14 protein-coding genes and 1 tRNA gene are annotated in these 16,991 nt (G+C 53.0%); 8 read left to right on the top strand and 7 right to left on the bottom strand.

The features are described from left to right. The first annotated feature begins 314 nt into the window (after positions 1 to 314). The 4 genes from K4043_RS12500 to K4043_RS12485 all read left to right on the top strand — a co-directional run bounded on the left by K4043_RS12500 (position 315) and on the right by K4043_RS12485 (position 4,470). The gene (locus tag K4043_RS12500; RefSeq protein WP_033830473.1) at positions 315 to 644 is read left to right on the top strand and encodes a helix-turn-helix transcriptional regulator; all 330 of its coding nucleotides are present in this window, start codon (positions 315 to 317) and stop codon (positions 642 to 644) included. Next, the gene (locus K4043_RS12495; protein WP_265309529.1) at positions 637 to 1,464 is read left to right on the top strand and encodes an ImmA/IrrE family metallo-endopeptidase; all 828 of its coding nucleotides are present in this window, start codon (positions 637 to 639) and stop codon (positions 1,462 to 1,464) included. Before K4043_RS12500 ends, K4043_RS12495 begins: the two co-directional genes overlap by 8 nt. Before the next feature lie 619 nt (positions 1,465 to 2,083). Beyond that, on the top strand, positions 2,084 to 2,494 hold the full coding sequence (locus K4043_RS12490) for an H-NS family nucleoid-associated regulatory protein (RefSeq protein WP_265309528.1): 411 nt from the start codon (positions 2,084 to 2,086) through the stop codon (positions 2,492 to 2,494). Between the two features lie 179 nt (positions 2,495 to 2,673). Beyond that, positions 2,674 to 4,470, top strand: a complete 1,797-nt coding sequence (locus K4043_RS12485; RefSeq protein ID WP_265309527.1) for an AIPR family protein — start codon at positions 2,674 to 2,676, stop codon at positions 4,468 to 4,470. A gap of 67 nt (positions 4,471 to 4,537) precedes the next feature. On the opposite strand, the gene K4043_RS12480 is transcribed toward K4043_RS12485, so the two are convergent. The 4 genes from K4043_RS12480 to K4043_RS12465 all read right to left on the bottom strand — a co-directional run bounded on the left by K4043_RS12480 (position 4,538) and on the right by K4043_RS12465 (position 7,268). Continuing rightward, the gene (locus K4043_RS12480) at positions 4,538 to 5,917 is read right to left on the bottom strand and encodes a site-specific integrase (protein ID WP_265309526.1); all 1,380 of its coding nucleotides are present in this window, start codon (positions 5,915 to 5,917) and stop codon (positions 4,538 to 4,540) included. A gap of 190 nt (positions 5,918 to 6,107) precedes the next feature. Then, entirely contained in the window at positions 6,108 to 6,332 is a 225-nt protein-coding gene (locus K4043_RS12475; RefSeq protein ID WP_265309525.1) for a hypothetical protein, read from the bottom strand. Between the two features lie 196 nt (positions 6,333 to 6,528). Further along, positions 6,529 to 6,912, bottom strand: a complete 384-nt coding sequence (locus tag K4043_RS12470) for a DUF4755 domain-containing protein (RefSeq protein WP_265309524.1) — start codon at positions 6,910 to 6,912, stop codon at positions 6,529 to 6,531. Between the two features lie 44 nt (positions 6,913 to 6,956). Further along, positions 6,957 to 7,268, bottom strand: coding sequence for a hypothetical protein (locus K4043_RS12465; protein ID WP_265309523.1), 312 nt, complete (start codon positions 7,266 to 7,268; stop codon positions 6,957 to 6,959). A gap of 163 nt (positions 7,269 to 7,431) precedes the next feature. Between K4043_RS12465 and K4043_RS12460 the strand changes: the two genes are divergently transcribed. Both K4043_RS12460 and K4043_RS12455 read left to right on the top strand, forming a co-directional pair. Beyond that, a complete protein-coding gene (locus K4043_RS12460; RefSeq protein ID WP_265309522.1) occupies positions 7,432 to 7,782 on the top strand; it encodes a helix-turn-helix transcriptional regulator in 351 nt (116 codons plus the stop codon). A gap of 283 nt (positions 7,783 to 8,065) precedes the next feature. Beyond that, positions 8,066 to 9,652 carry a MobA/MobL family protein gene (locus tag K4043_RS12455; protein ID WP_265309521.1) on the top strand — a complete coding sequence of 529 codons (1,587 nt, stop codon included), beginning with the start codon at positions 8,066 to 8,068 and terminating at the stop codon, positions 9,650 to 9,652. A gap of 49 nt (positions 9,653 to 9,701) precedes the next feature. Here the strand turns inward: K4043_RS12455 and K4043_RS12450 are convergent, their stop codons facing one another. Next, positions 9,702 to 10,379 (bottom strand): hypothetical protein, encoded by a 678-nt coding sequence (locus K4043_RS12450; protein WP_265309520.1) that lies wholly within the window; start codon positions 10,377 to 10,379, stop codon positions 9,702 to 9,704. Between the two features lie 111 nt (positions 10,380 to 10,490). Between K4043_RS12450 and K4043_RS12445 the strand changes: the two genes are divergently transcribed. After that, entirely contained in the window at positions 10,491 to 13,193 is a 2,703-nt protein-coding gene (locus K4043_RS12445; RefSeq protein ID WP_265309519.1) for a DNA methyltransferase, read from the top strand. Positions 13,194 to 13,199: 6 nt separating this feature from the next. On the opposite strand, the gene K4043_RS12440 is transcribed toward K4043_RS12445, so the two are convergent. After that, on the bottom strand, positions 13,200 to 14,663 hold the full coding sequence (locus tag K4043_RS12440; RefSeq protein ID WP_265309518.1) for a site-specific integrase: 1,464 nt from the start codon (positions 14,661 to 14,663) through the stop codon (positions 13,200 to 13,202). 83 nt (positions 14,664 to 14,746) lie between these two features. After that, positions 14,747 to 14,839: transfer RNA gene (locus K4043_RS12435), tRNA-Ser, on the bottom strand. Positions 14,840 to 14,975: 136 nt separating this feature from the next. Between K4043_RS12435 and dnaX the strand changes: the two genes are divergently transcribed. Then, entirely contained in the window at positions 14,976 to 16,988 is a 2,013-nt protein-coding gene (gene dnaX / locus K4043_RS12430; RefSeq protein WP_265309517.1) for a DNA polymerase III subunit gamma/tau, read from the top strand. The last annotated feature ends 3 nt before the right edge of the window (positions 16,989 to 16,991 follow it).

Here is a 16,991-nt window from a genome sequence, read left to right as displayed (position 1 = left end):
CTACCGCCCCTCTTGCTCAGGCGTGTTGCTTCAACACCCAAGTCACGGCCTTCCCATCGTAGGGCGGCATGCGGTTGCCCTTAGCAATGGGTGCCGTGGTGGAGTAGCCCGAGGGTTGCCACACACCACTCTCAGGGCAGGTTTCGCCAGTCTTGGCGGTCGTTCCGATAGGCTTACGGGTGCTCATAAGGCTCTCTCCTGCCAAGCCAGTCAGAAGATTTCCGACTACAAGGACTTGACGGAAGCGACAATACTCCCCTCTTGTCGACTTCGTCAAGTATGATTTGTCACCCACCAAAATTTAGGATTGCCCGATGTCTGATCTCTTCCCAGCCCGTTTGAGAGAGGCCAGGGACAGGCGAGGTCTGACGCAAGCAGATCTGGGCAAGGAAGCGAGTCTGCCGTCCACGACCATCTCCCACTTTGAAAGTGGATCAAGGAAGCCTTCGTTTGATAACTTGCGTCGTCTGACCAAAGTTCTGGGTGTGAGCACTGACTACCTGATGGGGCTCGTTGACAGCCCAGACGACATGGCAGCTGCTTCAAGGATTGCTCGCCATTTGGGGCAGGCCACGGAAGACGACATCAAGATGCTTGAAGCCGTCGCCAAGTCACTAGCCGATACAAGGAAGAGGGATGGATAGTTATCGTCGGCAGCAGATCGAAGCAAAAGCGCAGGACATGCTCAACGATGCGGGAGTTGTATCACTTCCAATTAATCCCATGGACATTGCAAAGCACTTGGACATCCAAGTGCATGCAAAACCGGCTGGTTCCTCGGGCGCATCAGGATGGCTAGTGCGTCAGGGGAATGACTTTGCCATCATTTACGCTACGCATATCGAAAGCCCCGGATTTCAGAATTTCAGCGTGGCGCATGAATTAGGCCACTTCTGCCTCGATGGTCATCCCGAACATATTTTTAAGCAAGGCAGCGAGCACGCATCTCGGGGTGGATTTGGATCCTCAGATCCTATTGAGCGGGAGGCGGACTATTTTGCATCGTGCTTGATGATGCCCAAATCGCTATGCAAACCGATTATTAATAAAAACGGCGATGGCATGGCTGCTGTTCGTTCACTAGCAGAAACCTGCAATACCTCATTGACCGCCGCCGCGTTGCGTTATGCGGAAATAGGGCACCTGCCCACTGGTGTCTTGCAGTGCTTGAATGGCCGGGTTGAGTTCTGTGCGATCTATCCACTCCAATCCCACGTTGGCTGGGCAAAACCATTGGGTCGCAACACGAAGGTTCCCCCTGAAAGCGCTACTCAGAGGTTGGCTGACGATCCCGATGCAATAAGAGTGGCGATGGAAGACAGTGATAGTGCGGAAGCCAGTGATTGGTTCTTCGGTGCTAAGAGTGGTGTCTACCTCACGGAAGAGGCGATTGGCTTAGGCTCGTATGGCCGCACCCTGACACTCTTGACATTGGAAGAAGGAGAAGAGGTCGAGGAAGACTGAGAGCGCTATCCTTCTACCCTTCTACCATTCTGAAAATTTATCTTAGATCGTTCGTGGGAAGGTGAGGATCTGACAATGGGAAAATTTACAAGCAAGAAGAAGCGGTATCGTGTGCAAGTTATCAGTCGCCCTGGGAAAAAGGATGGCTATCAAATCTACGATACACAGACCAACACGTATATCGGCCCTGTCTACGATAACGTTGAAGAGGCGGAAATGAATTGCCAGAATGCGAACCTAGGTCTCAGGCTCGGATAATTTGGTTATCCGAAGGAGAGAGCCTGGCTCTATTTCGTTTAGCACTGGGCACTGAATGAAAGAGGGCGTGGTGGTCAGTTGGTCATCTCCCATCACGAAGCACTGGAAGAACTTTGGAGGGGCGTTGGTATCAACATATCCTTTGTCGGCGATCTGGGACGTCAGAGATACCGGATATTCGTTAGATGGAATGACTTCAATGAGAAATTTCAATGGTTGCTCCTTCGATGGCGGCACCCCTAGTTCTAATGTGATCCATTGAACTGTCAACCGTATAGGTTTTCTTGAAGAGTTTTGCCTTAGTCGAACCTGTAACGCAATTCGTTGTTATAATTTTTTCTACTCTCCAAGGTTACGCAAAATGAGCAAACCAACCCTTGATTCAATTGCCTCGGCAAAAGCTAAGCTGGCAGAAGAACTGCGCAAGCTTGAAGAGCAAGAAGCGAAGCTCATTGAAGACGAAGCGTCTGACGCGTTCTTGCAGATTTCGGATCTGCTGAGCCGTTATGGCCAGCACCTCACGTCTAAGCAGAAGGCGGATATCGCCAATCAAGTTGGCGGTTCTTCCAATGGGCCAGGTCGCCCCAAGAAGTCCGCTAGCACTGGCACGCGCAAAGAGGTGGCGCCGAAGTATTGGCTGCCGCACACGCAGGAGACTTGGACCGGTCGTGGCCGGACACCGCGTGCTTTTGCCGCATGGGAAGGTTCCGCCGCTTACAAGGAGTGGAAGGCCAAGCATCCAGATGAGAAATTCCCCAAGTATCCGGGGTGAAACAAAAAGGCCCCGCAAGGGGCTTTTTTGAGTATTCCAGATCATGGCTAAAGGAACGCTTTACCAACTCGGAGCTAGATATATTTATCCACGACGACTCCGCAGTGAAGTAGGAGTCAGGGCAAAAAATATTGCAGTAGAAATTAAATAAGCAGAGCGCAGTGGCGCAAGGAACGGATATGGAACATCGAATTTTAGCGACCTACGTTCAAGATTTTGGACGAAAGTCACAAATAGACGGACTGCCTGAGCACAAGCAGTTCGAGTATTTTGCGAACTACACCATCATGTCGCAGGTTCATCCGGAGGCGTTTTCGGAAGTTGCGGACTTGTCAGATGTCGACGTCGACCAAGATGGAACGTTTGGTCTCGATGCCGTGGCAATTTTTGTCAATAACAATTTGGTAAAATCGACCGAAGAAATTGATCAGCTAGCGAGGTCTAGGAATTTGGATGTGCAGGTTTTGCTCATCCAAGCGAAGACTTCAAAGAGCTTGGATTCTGGAGAGGTGCTTAAATTTATCGAAGGATCTAAGGATTTTTTAAAGCGCCTTGATGAATATGCTTCGAGTGACCAAGATGCTCTTCAAAACCCAGCGATGCTCTTGTGCCACATTTTTTCTTCCCAAATTGTAAAGCTGCTTTCTTCCGATTCTCCGTCGTGTAGGATGGTATTCGCTTATGCAGGCGGCCACATGCCCTCGGCGCAGCTAAGCGAGCTTGCAGAGAAAAAATGTGAGGACCTGAAAGAAAGCGTTTCCGATTTCAAGAGCTTTACCTTTGAGTATTGGAACGCGGAAAGTCTCATCGAGTCGTTTAAGCAGGTAGAGAACCAGTTCGAAGTCGAGTTGCGGATTAAGAATAACCTAACGCTCGACACCATTCGGGGCGTTGATCAAGCATATATTGGGTTCGTTGAAGTCGGTGAATTCATAAAACTGATAAGAGCGCCGGACGGCGGAATTCGCAGAAATGTCTTCTACGACAACGTTAGAGACTTCCAGGGGGAGGATAATTCTGTAAATAAAGAAATAGCCGAGGCTGTTTCATCTAAGGACTCCTCTGACAAGTTCGTGCTATACAACAATGGTGTTACCGTCGTCTCTTCATTTATGAAGAATCTCGGCGCACATCGTTTCTTGCTCCGCAATTACCAGATCGTGAATGGTTGCCAGACTAGTAACGTCCTTTTCTCTAACCAAGGAAAGCCGGGCTTCGACGACGCGCTGATACCTATTAAAGTTGTCCATACCTCGGACGCTGACGTTGTCTCGAAAATCATCAGGGCAAACAATAGGCAGACACCTGTTCCGAATGAGGCATTCCTCACGCTGGATAAGTGGCATAAGGACCTTCAGGAGTATGTTTCCCTGGAATCCAGAAGAATAGGCGAGAGCCTCTACTATGAACGACGCTCCCGAGAGTTCACTCTTTTGGATGACGCCCCCGATAAAAAGAGGGTGGTCGGTCTTCATGGCATGGTGCGAGCTTATGCCGCCGTGTTCATGCAAAAGCCACACATGGTCATGGCGAACAACCCAAGCTCCATCCTCCGCGAAAAGGGCAGCGTCGCAGTTTTTGGTAAGGACCATAAGTTCTCGCCTTATCTTGCGTCTGCCATGTTGGTTTACAAAATCAACGAGCATGCAAATGGGAACCCCAGAGGAGCCCATCTTATGAGGTTCCGATTCCATGTTGCGATGCTTATTGCCGCCGTTATCGCTAATGACAGAATTCTGCCGATAGCAAGTGTGAAGTCCGTGGATAAGCTCTGCGACAGTATTCTGGAAGTTTGCATGGCACCGGAAAAATTCTCCCTTGCAGTGACCACGGCATTCAAGCTTGCGGAGCAGGCGGAAAAGGATTTCCTTTACCGACGTGAGCACCGCTCGCAGAATGCGAGGGGAAATTCTCCGGCTCGTTCGTCGAATTTCACGGAGTTCCTACTTGATCGCGTCTTCGGTGCTGGGCGATAAGTTAGGGTTCCAGTAGATCGTAGTAGCCTTACAGTCGAGGAGTAAGAGAGCCCCGTAAGGGGCTTTTTTATGGATGAAATCTGCTCTTTTCACCTAGTGATGCGGCAAATAGCTTCGACTCATAGGCTGGCACGCCTTCCAGTGGATGCAGCAATTTTAGGGTTTCAAGCGCTTCTAGGATGCTCTCTTTAGCCTTCTTGTGCAGATAGTGTCGATGCAGTGTCCTGCCACCTCGATTTCCGGGCGAGTCGAGATGGCCAGTGATGCTCTCGATCTGCTCAATTGTCGCTCCTTGCTCATAAAGCAGGCTCACGAAGGTGTGCCTAAAAGCATGAAAGACAACACCAGATGGGAAACCCTTGAGTTTCAGGTATCTCGAAAATGCAGGGGTAAGGCTATGCGAGTAACCCAGCACTTGGCGCCTGCCGTTCTTGACGGAAATACCCGCAGACAAGTGAGGGAATAGGCGGGGATGCCCGGTAAGACGCACATCTTCAAGATAGTCTTTCAGGCCCAGAGTGATAAGCTCGGGCGACACCGGAATGGTTCGGGCTGAGGATTTCGTTTTCAACTTTTGGTTAACTGTATCTAGCGGAAGACCATCCTCTCCTATATCTTTGCTCACGCGAATTTGGATACACAAGACACCCCGAACGGTCTCAAAGTCACTAAGCTTGAGTTGCGCAATTTCATTGATACGCGCGCCAGTATAGTAGCTTAGAAGTGGCGGCCAGTAGCGGTGTGGTCTGCCTTTCGCCCAGCGCATATAAGCCTTCTCGCCGAATATGCTGCCAAGTTCAGCTTCCGAATAGTAACGCTCTTCAATGGGACCAACGTGGCCATTGACTCGGAGAGTTATACCTGAAAGAGGGGAATATTTAATTTTTCTCTGGCGAACAAGCTTGCTAAAGAATTTATTGAGCTTGGCCATGTGATTGTTCACTGTATGCCCAGACGGTTCGTCCAGACCCAGGGATTTGCCATGATCAATAATTTGTTTTACCGAAAGGCCGCGATACGCCGCTTTAAGATTGGCTTTAGCTGGCCACCACCTAATTCCCTCCTTGAATGCATGAATGTCGTCCTGATTGATATCCGCAGTTCTCTTATCTCCAATAATTCCTAAGAGCAATTTGAGGGTGTGATGTGTGGTTGTTATGTTTTGAGGTGTGTCTCTGTCGAGGTGCATTCCCGTGATGAACTTGTCTATTTCTATTGACAGTGGCCCCACCTCAGTTTCCGCATCGGAAGGATTTGAGGGTGGAGGGGCTGTATATCCCTTCTTGTGGGCCTGGTCGAAAAGCTCTCGAAGCGTCCTTCGAAATTCGTGGGCGGCATCAGGTCCCTCGAACTTGATATTGTCTATGGTCAATGGCCCGACCGTAATTTTCCCGGTTGAGCATCTGTTGACGTCGTGGCCAATGCCGTTGGAGCTGTTCTGGTTCATCTGGAGAACCTAACGTGAAGCCGCGTGCTGTCAATCTCGTTATTCGAATAAGAATAAAGAATATAGATGCACGCCGTAAAATGCATCTATTTCGAGGGTTTTAATAAATTATCAAAAATGCGCGATCCCATGCGCTGCAAGGATCTTTGCAGTGTTACGTTGTTTGGGCGCGATCTATAGGAAAATTGGATCAGTGGAGCGTGTCCCCGTTTTCCACCCGAGCAAGGGCCGCGTCGAGACCTTCATCGTCGATAGCAAAGTCTAAGAACCTCAGCAACTCAGCAGTGATCTCCATCGTTATCGTGCCGTCGTTGTTTGTATATTTCTCGATGGCGAGGTCTACCAAAGATCTTCGGAAGCCCGGATCTGTCAGTAATTCTTTCCACTCTTCTTCGGTTATGCGGTCGTTTTCCATAACCGATTAATAGTCCAGAATCAGCGCTAGTCAAGGGCATCACAACCCCAGAATGGCCAAAGCGCCTAAATTGTGACGATTCTAAACGAGTCGCTTGGATTCCTTTTCAGAATCGACTTTCCCCAAAATATAAAAGCCCCAAGAGGGGCTTCTATAATTTAACGATGTGCCTTCCTCAACTCATGCTTGCTAAGCTTCAAGTGTCGTTGATGGCTTGGTTAAAAATTTCATACCAGCGGTTCATCTCGCTTTCGCTACTGAATTGGATGGTCCAGACCGGATGATCCAAATCGCGAACACTGATGGTGATCGTGCCTTCCCGCCTTGAATTGTGCCAGTGCTTTTCCCAAGAGCGCACATCCATGAAGGGATAAATCTTCACCGCAGTGCCTGTACGGATCTTCAACCTGGACCGCTCGACGGAGATCGCCAAGCCGCTTTTGCCACCATAGTAGAAGTGGTCAAACTCCCGATCGAATGCCTCTCTCTGGTTGCGGGATCGAAGAGCCTGATTGGCGCCGATGGCGATCAGCACGGCTGCGCCCAGGACAAGCAAAAGGAGAAAGGTGCCGACAGTCATTGGATGTCCTGGGAGTTGGGGCAGGGGGCAGATCGATCAGAGGACTACTGGACTCGGCCGGTGATCTTCCAAGTGCCACTGACCTCAGTGAACGTGTAGACCCCATCCATCTCATGACCGAAGTCCCGGTCCATGGCCATGACCTGGCTCGACACGGCGCAGTTGTAGCTGGGAGTGCCCTCAGCTTTGGCGCATTCCCCGCTCTGGAACTCCCGAATCTTTGCCTTGTCGTTGCTGTTGTCTTTCACGTATTGCAAGAACGCGTTCTGACGGTCGTCATGGGACGGGCCACCTCCTGAGCAAGCTGCCAGGCAGGCGATCAACGCACCGGTGACGGCAATGCGAACCTTAGACATGGGATTTCCTTGGGCTGAGTTCGAGGGAAGACCGTTAGCCAGGGCGAAACGGACCGCCGATGGTCTTGATCTTGACGAAGCGCGATGTTACTGAAAAAGTAACAGACAGCACAAGAGAGAACCGCCATGCTCGTTCATCACATTGCCTGCCAGCGGTCTAGTTTTGGATTTGGAAGACGCTCGTCTGATCTTTGCTCAACGCCTACGCGAAGCACGCCTGAGGGCAGGGCTCACGCAGGAGGCCTTAGGCGTGGCCGCAGGGGTAGGCCCTGACGTGGCCCGCACACGGATCAATCGGTATGAAAAAGGCGTCAATGAGTGTGATCTGCGGACTGCTCAGCGTCTGGCAGAGGCTCTTGAAATGCCTTTAGCTGCATTTTTCGCCAATGATGACGATCTGCAAGATTTAATTATTCTTTATTCCAAGCTCCCCACATTTGAGCAGCAACTGCTTCTTTCCTACTTTAAGCAATTTTTACGTAGGAGGAATAAAAAAGAAGTGGCCCCCAAATAATTTAAGAGCCTTTTGGGGGTAGCTCAGGTATTGCCAAAATTTTAAGGCAAGAGCGCACTTATGGATTTTGCTCCGCAAATTCCGTGCGCATCGCTTTGCGATGAAAAATAATCGTCTTCCCACGGCGTTACTTTTGCAGCGGCCAAGAGAATATTCGGCTTAGCCTGTGATTTTTCTCACGATAAAAAACAGCTCTGGGGGCTAGACAGCAGATTTCTAGCAGTTTTGATCGATCCTTCATTTAACTGAATGGGCGGCAAAATTGGCTATATATCACACAAGTATGAAATCGTTTGGACGCGGCAAAGGAGAGTCTTCGGTCGCAGCAGCTGCTTATCGTGCTGGACTGCATCTCATCGACTCACGAACATCGATCCGATACGACTACTCCAAACGGTCCGGCGTTGCATCTCACCATATGCTTGCACCCAGGCATGCACCAGACTGGTGTCTCGATCCACATTTGTTTTGGGACATCAACGAGTCTCACGAAACCAGAGCAAACGCCCGTGTGGCGCGTGAGGTCGAAATTGCTTTGCCTGCCGAACTCGATGAAGCTCAGCGCCAGGTCTTGGCGCTAGCTCTGGGTCAAATGCTCGTAGATCGCTACCAGGTTGCAGTCCTTGTTGCGATCCATCACCCGAGCGGACAGGGCGACCAACGCAACCATCATGTTCACCTTCTTTTGTCTGCCAGAACCATCACAGACGAAGGCCTAGGCGAACGGGCCTGCCTGGAATTTGATGCCAAACAGGGTGGAGGCGCAAAAGCCATTCGCGGTCTGCGAAAAGTAGTTGGTGAAGTCATCAATGAGCACCTACAAAGATGCGGGACATTTGCCAAGGTTGATCATCGATCCCTGCGAGCGCAAGCGGCGGATGCCGCATTCCGTGGTGACTTTGAGCGAGCACGTGAGCTGACCCGTCAACCAACCAAGCACTTGGGAAAAAGTCAGGTCGCTATGGTGAGAAAGACGAAGTTGTCGACGAAGATCACAGGACCAGAAGCGGAAGTGAAGAAGCTAACGCTTGACCTGATCTCAGCCATGTTTGATAAAGCAACGCACGAAGCGCCCCAAGGACATAGTCACGGAGCAGCACTGCGTGACCGTCTGAGAGAGAGAAGATCAAGGGCTTGTGCTGGGCAAAATAATTCGGAGATCAGGTTCTCCCCAATAGCGCACGTGACTCCGGGTCCCGTTGGCCGTCCAAAACATCCCCTTGGCCCAAGAGTCCGTCAGTCGGCTCCAAATCTCACTCGACATCTCAGCCGGACCGCTCGATTGGCTCGCTCGCACGGTCGTGATGCAGAGGTCCTCAATGCCGAGGCCGAGCTCATTGAGAAGTGGCTTGAAGTTCAACGCCAGGCAGCTGAGGACTCGTTCGAGTTGCTTCGGACCATACCGGGGATATCGGTAGAACCAGCCTTCCAGGAGGCCTACGGCGCGCTCGTGTGTCGTTCCGCAGGGGAATACACAGGAAAGCCGTTCCTCTTCGAGGACACGGAGGCGTTAGCAAAATCCGTCATGCGCTACGCGTGCATGATTGCAAGGCCTTACAGAGCAAGGATGGCTCTTCTGATGGCGAGGGCCAAGCTGTCGGAGCATGAAGATGACCCCACGTCACCAGAAGCAGCTCGGGCTAGGCAGACCTACCAGCGAAAGAAAAATCTGGTGTCCAAGCGCATGCTAGGGATTCAGGAGAGACGAACAAATTATGCTCGCACCTCGATGCTTAATGCATATAGGTCACTGAATAAAGCACTTGGAATAAACAAGAGTATGAATATTGCTTTTGAAAAATCGGTGCAGCCCGAATTCATTTCAGAAGAAGGCGGGAATTGGCATTTTAAATACAAGCCAAAGTTCTAATTTTTGTTAAGGGTGGAGCCGGTCTAAAAGTCCGGCTCCTAAATCAAAATTATTTCATGCCTTTCAATAGAAGGCCCAGTCCAGCAGCAACGCCCATTTCAAATTTCATTACGCAGACCCCCTCCACTTTTTGCACGGGGTTCGTCTCACCCTTGGTGGTCTGCAACTCCCCGACAGGGACATCTATCGTAAAGCCAGCTTCTGGATCGTGATCGCCCACCGATGCATTAAGTGCGATACCAATGTGCACCTCTTTCCCCATCATTTTAATATGGGTTATATGAGGCGTTTCTACATCAACATTGACATAGCAATCCGTTTTTGACATCGATACGCCAGAATCAGTCGAGGCGCTGACTTTTATTGCTTTTGAGAAATAAGACGCAGAAATGTTGGGAAGGGCCATGTTCCCGCTCGCATTTGCGTGGGGATTGGCTTTTGACGGCGGCCATGCCTTAGGTGACGTTCCTGCCGTCAGCGCTAGAATTTCCTTGCCTAACGCATTGGCGTCCTCTATCGACATGTAGATATCGATACGGTCTTTGTTCTGAGGGTTCTTCTTCACTTTGAAGAGGAGGTCATCCTTGGTGGATATTACGATATTTCCGTTCTTGCTGGCAGCAGAAAGAGTTGGGTGATGATCAACGTCCGTGCCATGGCAATAAAAAATTGGATTTCCACTTGCCTTATTGGTCAAGAATTGAATCTTGTTGATACTGACTGCCATGTTGACCTAGCCCCTGTCCGTGGTAAAGTTGGATTTAGTCATCAAAGTCGATGACTGTCGCAATCTACCCCAGTGAGCCCTATGTTGACAAGGAACGAGATCCGCACCCGCTTGGCAGCCTTCGCCAAGGAGTGGAAGAACGCTCACCGGGAGAATGCCGATGCCAAGCTTTTTTGGGCGCGCTTCTATGAGTGCTTTGGCATTAGGCCCGAGTCCGCGACAATCTATGAAAGGGAAGTGGCGCGGATCGGCGGTGGTAGGGGGTTTATCGACAGCTTTATTCCTGGCAAGCTTATTGTTGAGCATAAAAGTCGTGGGAAGAATCTCGACAGCGCTTTCCAGCAGGCAACCGACTACTTCCTGGCGCTTAAAGAATTTGAGCGGCCGAGATACATTATTACGTCCGACTTCGCAAAATTTAGATTGACCGATCTAAAAACCAACATCACTCACGAATGCAGCTTGGAGCAACTCGCAAAGCGCGCAGACTGGTTTGGGTTTTTGATCGAAGAAGACGCAAATCTGATTGTCGAAGAATCAAAAATCGATAGGCAAGCGGCCTATCGTGTGTCTAAGCTGCATCAAGCATTGTTGGACTCGAAGTTCTCGGGCCATGACCTTGAAGTCTTTATGACAAGGCTGCTTTTTTGCTTCTTTGCCGATGACACTGGCATCTTTGGAGAAAACGGTCAGTTCACTCGATTTGTTCAGCGCAGTCGTGAGGACGGGAGGGATCTGGGCGCGTTTATCAGCGAGCTGTTTCAGGTCCTCGATACACCGCATGAGTCCCGCCAGTCCAATCTGGATGAGGATCTTCTTGCCTTTGAATACATCAACGGCAGCCTTTTTTCTGAGGCCATTCGAACTCCGGCCTTCAATTCGATCCTGCGTTCAGAATTGTTAGCTTGTGCAGAGCTCGATTGGAGCGGAATTTCGCCTGCAATATTTGGAGCGATGTTCCAAGGGGTCTTGGAGCAACACAATACGGATGCCCATAAGAGGCAGGCTACAAGGCGAGAGCTGGGTGCTCATTACACCAGTGAAAGAAATATCCTGAAATTGATCAATCCGCTTTTCATGGATGATCTCATTTCAGAGCTCCACAGTCCCCGGCGAACTAAGGCGTCGTTGCACGCTCTCTACGATAAGCTTCCAACGATGACCTTCTTGGATCCGGCATGCGGATGCGGGAATTTCTTGGTCATTGCGTATCGTGAATTGCGCCGATTTGAGATGGATCTTATTGGTCAAATTTGGGGGGACCAGCGCGGAGTGTTGGATGTTTCAACCCTTTGCCGAGTCAGTGTCAATCAGTTCTATGGAATTGAAATCGATGACGCCGCAGCACATATCGCACGCGTTGCTCTGTGGATCACTGATCACCAACTCAATTTGGAAGCAGCCGAAAGGTTCGGCACAACCAGGCCAAGTGTTCCCCTTATTTCAAGTCCAACAATTGTAAAGGGCAATGCTCTTGACACTGATTGGACGGAAGTTCTTCCGCCAGATCAATGTGATTACGTTTTGGGAAATCCGCCGTTTGTTGGTGGGAAGTATATGACCCCGGAGCAGCGAGAGGATGTTGCTCCAATCTTCTCCAAAATTAAGAACGGTGGCCTGCTTGACTATGTCGCTGCATGGTATTTGAAAGCGGCAGACTACATTGGTCTATCGGATCAAATTAGGGCTGGCTTCGTTTCAACCAACAGCATCACACAGGGTGAGCAAGCAGGCGTGCTTTGGCCGCACATGCTCTCGCGAGGATTGCAAATCACCTTTGCTCACCGGACATTTCAGTGGAGCAATGAGGGGAAGGGTATTGCAGCTGTTCACTGTGTGATCGTGGGTTTTGCAAAGAACTCTGCTGGTAAAAAAGTTCTTTATTCTTATCCGGATGGAATTAAATCAAATCCAGTTGCGACCTATGTAAAAAATATCAATCCTTATCTCGTTGACGCGCCTGATCTGGTGTTGGGACGTCGTGGATCTCCGATCTGTGATGTCCCAAGTATGTCGATAGGCAACAAGCCCATTGATGGCGGCTTCTATTTGTTTAGCACTGAGGAGCGTGATCATTTCATAGTGGGCGAACCGGGATCAGCGAAGTATTTTAAACGCTGGCTGGGTGCTGATGAATTTCTCAACGGCTACGAGCGCTGGTGTCTTTGGCTGAGAGATGTTGAGCCGTCCGAGCTTAGACTACTCCCTCAGTCAATGGACCGGGTCGCCCAAGTTCGTAAGTTCAGGGCGTCAAGCAAGAGTGCGCCTACTCGGAAATTGGCCGAGACACCTAGGCGTTTTCATGTGGAGTTCGTGCCAAGTGATGACTACTTGGTCGTTCCCGAGGTTTCGTCAGAGAAGCGCGACTACATCCCGATTGGATACGTGCCCAAAGACACGATGGCGAGCAATCTGCTACGGGTCATTCCAGGTGCGGGGCTGTTTGAGTTCGGCGTTCTTTCGAGCCACATGCACAATGCTTGGATGCGGACTGTTGCTGGAAGGCTCAAAAGCGACTATCGATACTCCATCCATATTGTATACAACAACTTCCCATGGCCCATGGGGCAGTCGATAGAAAAGCGAGAGGCAGTAGTGGCGGCCTCTCACGAAGTGCTATCAGCTCGGAAAAATCACGACGGTGCGACATTGGCTGATCTTTATCGTCCTGATAGCATGCCTGACGATCTTTACCGGGCTCACCAGATTTTAAATAAAGCGGTTGATGATCTGTATGGCTATCGGTCCGGAAAAGACGATGCATCAAAAGTGAGTTTTTTGTTCGGCTTGTATTCCAAACTTATTGCGGGGTAGGCGCTCTTAGAGTGCTTTCGAAAGCTCTTGAAGTGCGAGCTTGAAATTCAGGATGGACAGGCCTGGTGAGTGCAATCCCAGGCCCCTGAGCTTCTCTGCATTGGTGAACTGTCGGCTGTAAGTCGCATGATGCTCATCGTCGAGCTCATGCCCAACGATTTGAGCCCTCAGTTCCGAAGCCACACCTGCGCCCTGCATCTCTTGAATCAACGTCTTCCGAAGGGAGTGGAACCCTCGCCTTGCTTTGGGCCAGTTCTTACCTACCTCCGCAACATGACGACTGAACGCCTTGCTGATCCAGTTGCCAGCGCCGTTCGTTGCGTTGGCTTTGGCTTGTGGGAAAAGCCGATCATGACCCTTGGATCGAAGTTCTTCGGTCCACTCCCAAAAACCAAGCTTCAAAAGATCGGGATGGATGGGGACAGTGCGAAGACTCGATTCCGTTTTGACCTTCTGGAATTCACCTTCGTCATTGATGCGGATGCAAACAATGTCGCCGTCTTTGAAGACGTCGGAGAGCAGAAGCTGGCCAACTTCCGAACCTCTTGCTCCGGTATAAAGCCCGATCAAGGCAGCCCACCTCGCACTGGGTGAGAGCTTTTCAAAATTGCTGGGGTCAAAGAGCGCTTGAATCTGGTGCAAGTCATACGCCTTGAAGCCCAACTTACGGCGAACACGTTTTTCGCGAACAGAATAGGTGATGTGGGCACTGGCTGGGTTGTCGCCTTGGGGGTAGTAGCCAGAGGCGATACACCACTCAAAGAACCCACCCTTACCGCCAATGTAACTTTGCTTATTGGTCAAAGTAGGGGTCGAAGCGCCACCCTCGCGCATGTGTTGATACCATCGAGCAAGATCGGGTCGCTTGATCGTGTGGACCTTGGTTTTTTCACCGATGTATTTGACGAAGAAGTCGATTGCAGACTTCTTGATGACATAGGTCTTCGGAAGGGTCGTTGCTTTCAATGAGGCAAGCCATCCATCCCGGGCTTTGCGCAGGGAGATGACTTCGGCAACTTTCGCTTGCGCTTCGGGCTGGCGAACAAGATCTGGGGGAAGAGCGCCAATACCAGCTACTTCCGAAGCGCTGTTCCAGGCCTGAGCTTTCCGAAAAAGCCTGACATCTTCGTCATTGTCGATCTGCCAGCGCTCACTGACGGTCCCATCAGGCGCTTGGGTGCGATGAAGCGTCAGATCTTGTCGCCCCGTTTCCTTGGTCAAACGCTCGATGAGCGCGTCCAAATCCTTAGTGGTGATCTGGTTCATTGGCAGCCCCCGAACTGCGTTGAAGATCGCAGCATAGCGCGACGCCAAGATGATGGCTTGCAGCTGGGCTTGGCGCAGATCCGTGGTTCGCAGACTTCGCTTAATGCCCGTCTGGCCGAGCCTCGCGTGGAGATCGGATGGGACTTGAAGGCGGAAGTGCCAGCGGCCAGAGGGCGCGCGGGTGAGATGATGTGGAATTCGCATCGGGTGCCGTCCCGATTTCCGTCCCGACGAAGGCTCTTCCAAAAAAGCAAAAACCCCTGCGTAAACAGGGGTTTGCATTGATCTGGCGGAGAGAGGGGGATTCGAACCCCCGAAGCGCGGTTTAGACGCTTACACACTTTCCAGGCGTGCTCCTTCAACCGCTCGGACACCTCTCCGGACCTGCTGCGATAACCCGCTGCAGGGGCGCAGATTCTAGCGGGGGAATTGGAATCGCACAAGCGGTTCGTCACAAGGGGCAGGGGGGCTGGACAGGCGTGGCACAATGGTCGTCCCGATGAAGACGGTGGCCTGATGTCCTATCTCGTCCTTGCCCGCAAGTGGCGTCCGAAGCGTTTTGCCGAGCTGGTGGGCCAGGAACACGTGGTCCGTGCGCTCAGCAATGCGCTGGACAGCGGCCGGGTGCACCATGCGTTCCTGTTTACCGGCACCCGCGGGGTCGGCAAGACCACCATTGCCCGTATTTTCGCCAAGTCGCTGAACTGCGAGCAGGGCACCAGTGCCGATCCGTGTGGCCAGTGCCCGGCCTGCCTGGATATCGACTCCGGCCGCTACATCGATCTGCTTGAGATCGATGCCGCGTCCAATACGGGTGTGGATGATGTCCGCGAGGTGATCGAGAACGCCCAGTACATGCCCTCCCGGGGCAAGTACAAGGTCTATCTGATCGACGAAGTGCACATGCTGTCCAAGGCGGCGTTCAATGCGCTGCTCAAGACGCTGGAAGAGCCGCCGGAGCATGTGAAGTTCCTGCTGGCCACCACCGATCCGCAGAAGCTGCCGGTGACGGTGCTCTCGCGCTGCCTGCAGTTCAACCTCAAGCGGTTGGACGAGGATCAGATCCAGGGCCAGATGACCAAGATCCTGGCGGCCGAGGAGATCGAGTCCGACCCGACCGCGATCGTGCAGTTGGCCAAGGCCGCCGATGGCAGCCTGCGTGACGGCCTGTCGCTGCTGGATCAGGCGATCGCCTATGCCGGCGGTGCGCTGCGCGAGGATGTGGTGCGCGCGATGCTGGGCACGGTCGACCGCACCCAGGTCGCTGCGATGCTGGATGCGCTCGCCGATGGCGATGGTCCGCGCCTGCTGCAGACCGTGGCCCTGCTGGCCGAGTTCTCGCCGGACTGGAGCGGGGTGCTCGATGCCCTGGCCGAAGCCCTGCACCGGATCCAGGTGCAGCAGCTGGTGCCGGGTGCCGCGACGGCGGGCGAGGGGATCGATGCCGAGGCCTTCGCCCAGCGCCTGCGCCCGGAAGTGGTCCAGCTCTGGTACCAGATGGCCCTGGGCGGCCGTCGTGACCTGCACCTGGCCCCGAGCCCGCGCGCCGGGTTCGAGATGGCCGTGCTGCGCATGCTGGCGTTCCGTCCCGCCGCCGCGGTACCGCCGGTGCCCCGCGATCCGGGCACCGGGACCGACGTGAACAGTGGTGGCCAAGGCACCGGCCAAGGCACCGGCATGGCCGCTGCGGCAGCGAGCGCGGCGTCTGCATCGGCCGTGGCGCCGGTCAAGGCGAGCGCCCCCGTCGCTCAGCCGGCCCCGGTGGCGCCCGTGGTTGCTCCCGTCTCCGCGGCGCCTGAGCCCGCACCGCCGGCACCGAAACAACCTGTCCCGGCCCCGCCCCCGGCCGCCGCCGAGCCGGTCAAACCGTCCAAGCCCGCCGTCACAGCGCCCGCTGCCGACGACGATCTGCCCCCGTGGCACCACGAGAGCGATGCCGCCGATCGCGACGAAGCGCTGGCGGCCGAATTGGCCACCCCGGATGCGGCCATGGTCGCCCCGTGGGAAGCACCGCCCGAGCGCGCCGTGGCACCTGCTGCTCCCGCGCCTGCACGGGAAGCCTCCGCCCCGGTGGCCCGTCCGGAGGGCATCGCCATCGCCCCCTCGGCGCCGGATACCGCGCCCTCTGACGTTCAGGGCGACCTGACCGCCGATGCCTGGCTGGAACTGGTGGCCGGCAGCCAGCTCAATGGCCCGTCCAAGCAGCTGGCCGCGCACTCGGCGTTCATCAGCTACCAGCACGGCGTCTTGAAACTGGCGATTTCGCCCGGATTTGAATACTTGAGTTCGGACCGCTCGCAGGCGGCGCTGATCGCGGCGTTGACCGGCCCGTTGGGGCAGGCCCCGCGCCTGGTGATCGATACCGGTGCAGCCGGTGCCGAGACCCTGCATCAGCGCGCTGACCGTCAGCGTGGCGAACGCCAAACAGCGGCGGAAGCCGCTTTCATGGCCGATCCTTCGGTGCAGTTGCTGGTCCAGCAACACGGTGCCCGGGTCGTCGCCGATTCCATTCGTCCTTTTGAAGAGTAAAGA

The organism is Stenotrophomonas sp. SRS1 (genome assembly GCF_026130205.1).
Taxonomy (GTDB): domain Bacteria; phylum Pseudomonadota; class Gammaproteobacteria; order Xanthomonadales; family Xanthomonadaceae; genus Stenotrophomonas; species Stenotrophomonas rhizophila_B.
Note: the sequence above shows the minus strand (reverse complement) of the source record. Positions and strands in the feature narration are given on the sequence as shown.

Bases quoted from the DNA above. Each gene is read 5' to 3' on its own strand.
- K4043_RS12500 (WP_033830473.1), top strand. From the start codon at position 315: ATGTCTGATCTCTTCCCAGCCCGTTTGAGAGAGGCCAGGGACAGGCGA.
- K4043_RS12495 (WP_265309529.1), top strand. From the start codon at position 637: ATGGATAGTTATCGTCGGCAGCAGATCGAAGCAAAAGCGCAGGACATG.
- K4043_RS12490 (WP_265309528.1), top strand. From the start codon at position 2,084: ATGAGCAAACCAACCCTTGATTCAATTGCCTCGGCAAAAGCTAAGCTG.
- K4043_RS12485 (WP_265309527.1), top strand. From the start codon at position 2,674: ATGGAACATCGAATTTTAGCGACCTACGTTCAAGATTTTGGACGAAAG.
- K4043_RS12480 (WP_265309526.1), bottom strand. From the start codon at position 5,917: ATGAACCAGAACAGCTCCAACGGCATTGGCCACGACGTCAACAGATGC.
- K4043_RS12475 (WP_265309525.1), bottom strand. From the start codon at position 6,332: ATGGAAAACGACCGCATAACCGAAGAAGAGTGGAAAGAATTACTGACA.
- K4043_RS12470 (WP_265309524.1), bottom strand. From the start codon at position 6,912: ATGACTGTCGGCACCTTTCTCCTTTTGCTTGTCCTGGGCGCAGCCGTG.
- K4043_RS12465 (WP_265309523.1), bottom strand. From the start codon at position 7,268: ATGTCTAAGGTTCGCATTGCCGTCACCGGTGCGTTGATCGCCTGCCTG.
- K4043_RS12455 (WP_265309521.1), top strand. From the start codon at position 8,066: ATGAAATCGTTTGGACGCGGCAAAGGAGAGTCTTCGGTCGCAGCAGCT.
- K4043_RS12450 (WP_265309520.1), bottom strand. From the start codon at position 10,379: ATGGCAGTCAGTATCAACAAGATTCAATTCTTGACCAATAAGGCAAGT.
- K4043_RS12440 (WP_265309518.1), bottom strand. From the start codon at position 14,663: ATGCGAATTCCACATCATCTCACCCGCGCGCCCTCTGGCCGCTGGCAC.
- dnaX (WP_265309517.1), top strand. From the start codon at position 14,976: ATGTCCTATCTCGTCCTTGCCCGCAAGTGGCGTCCGAAGCGTTTTGCC.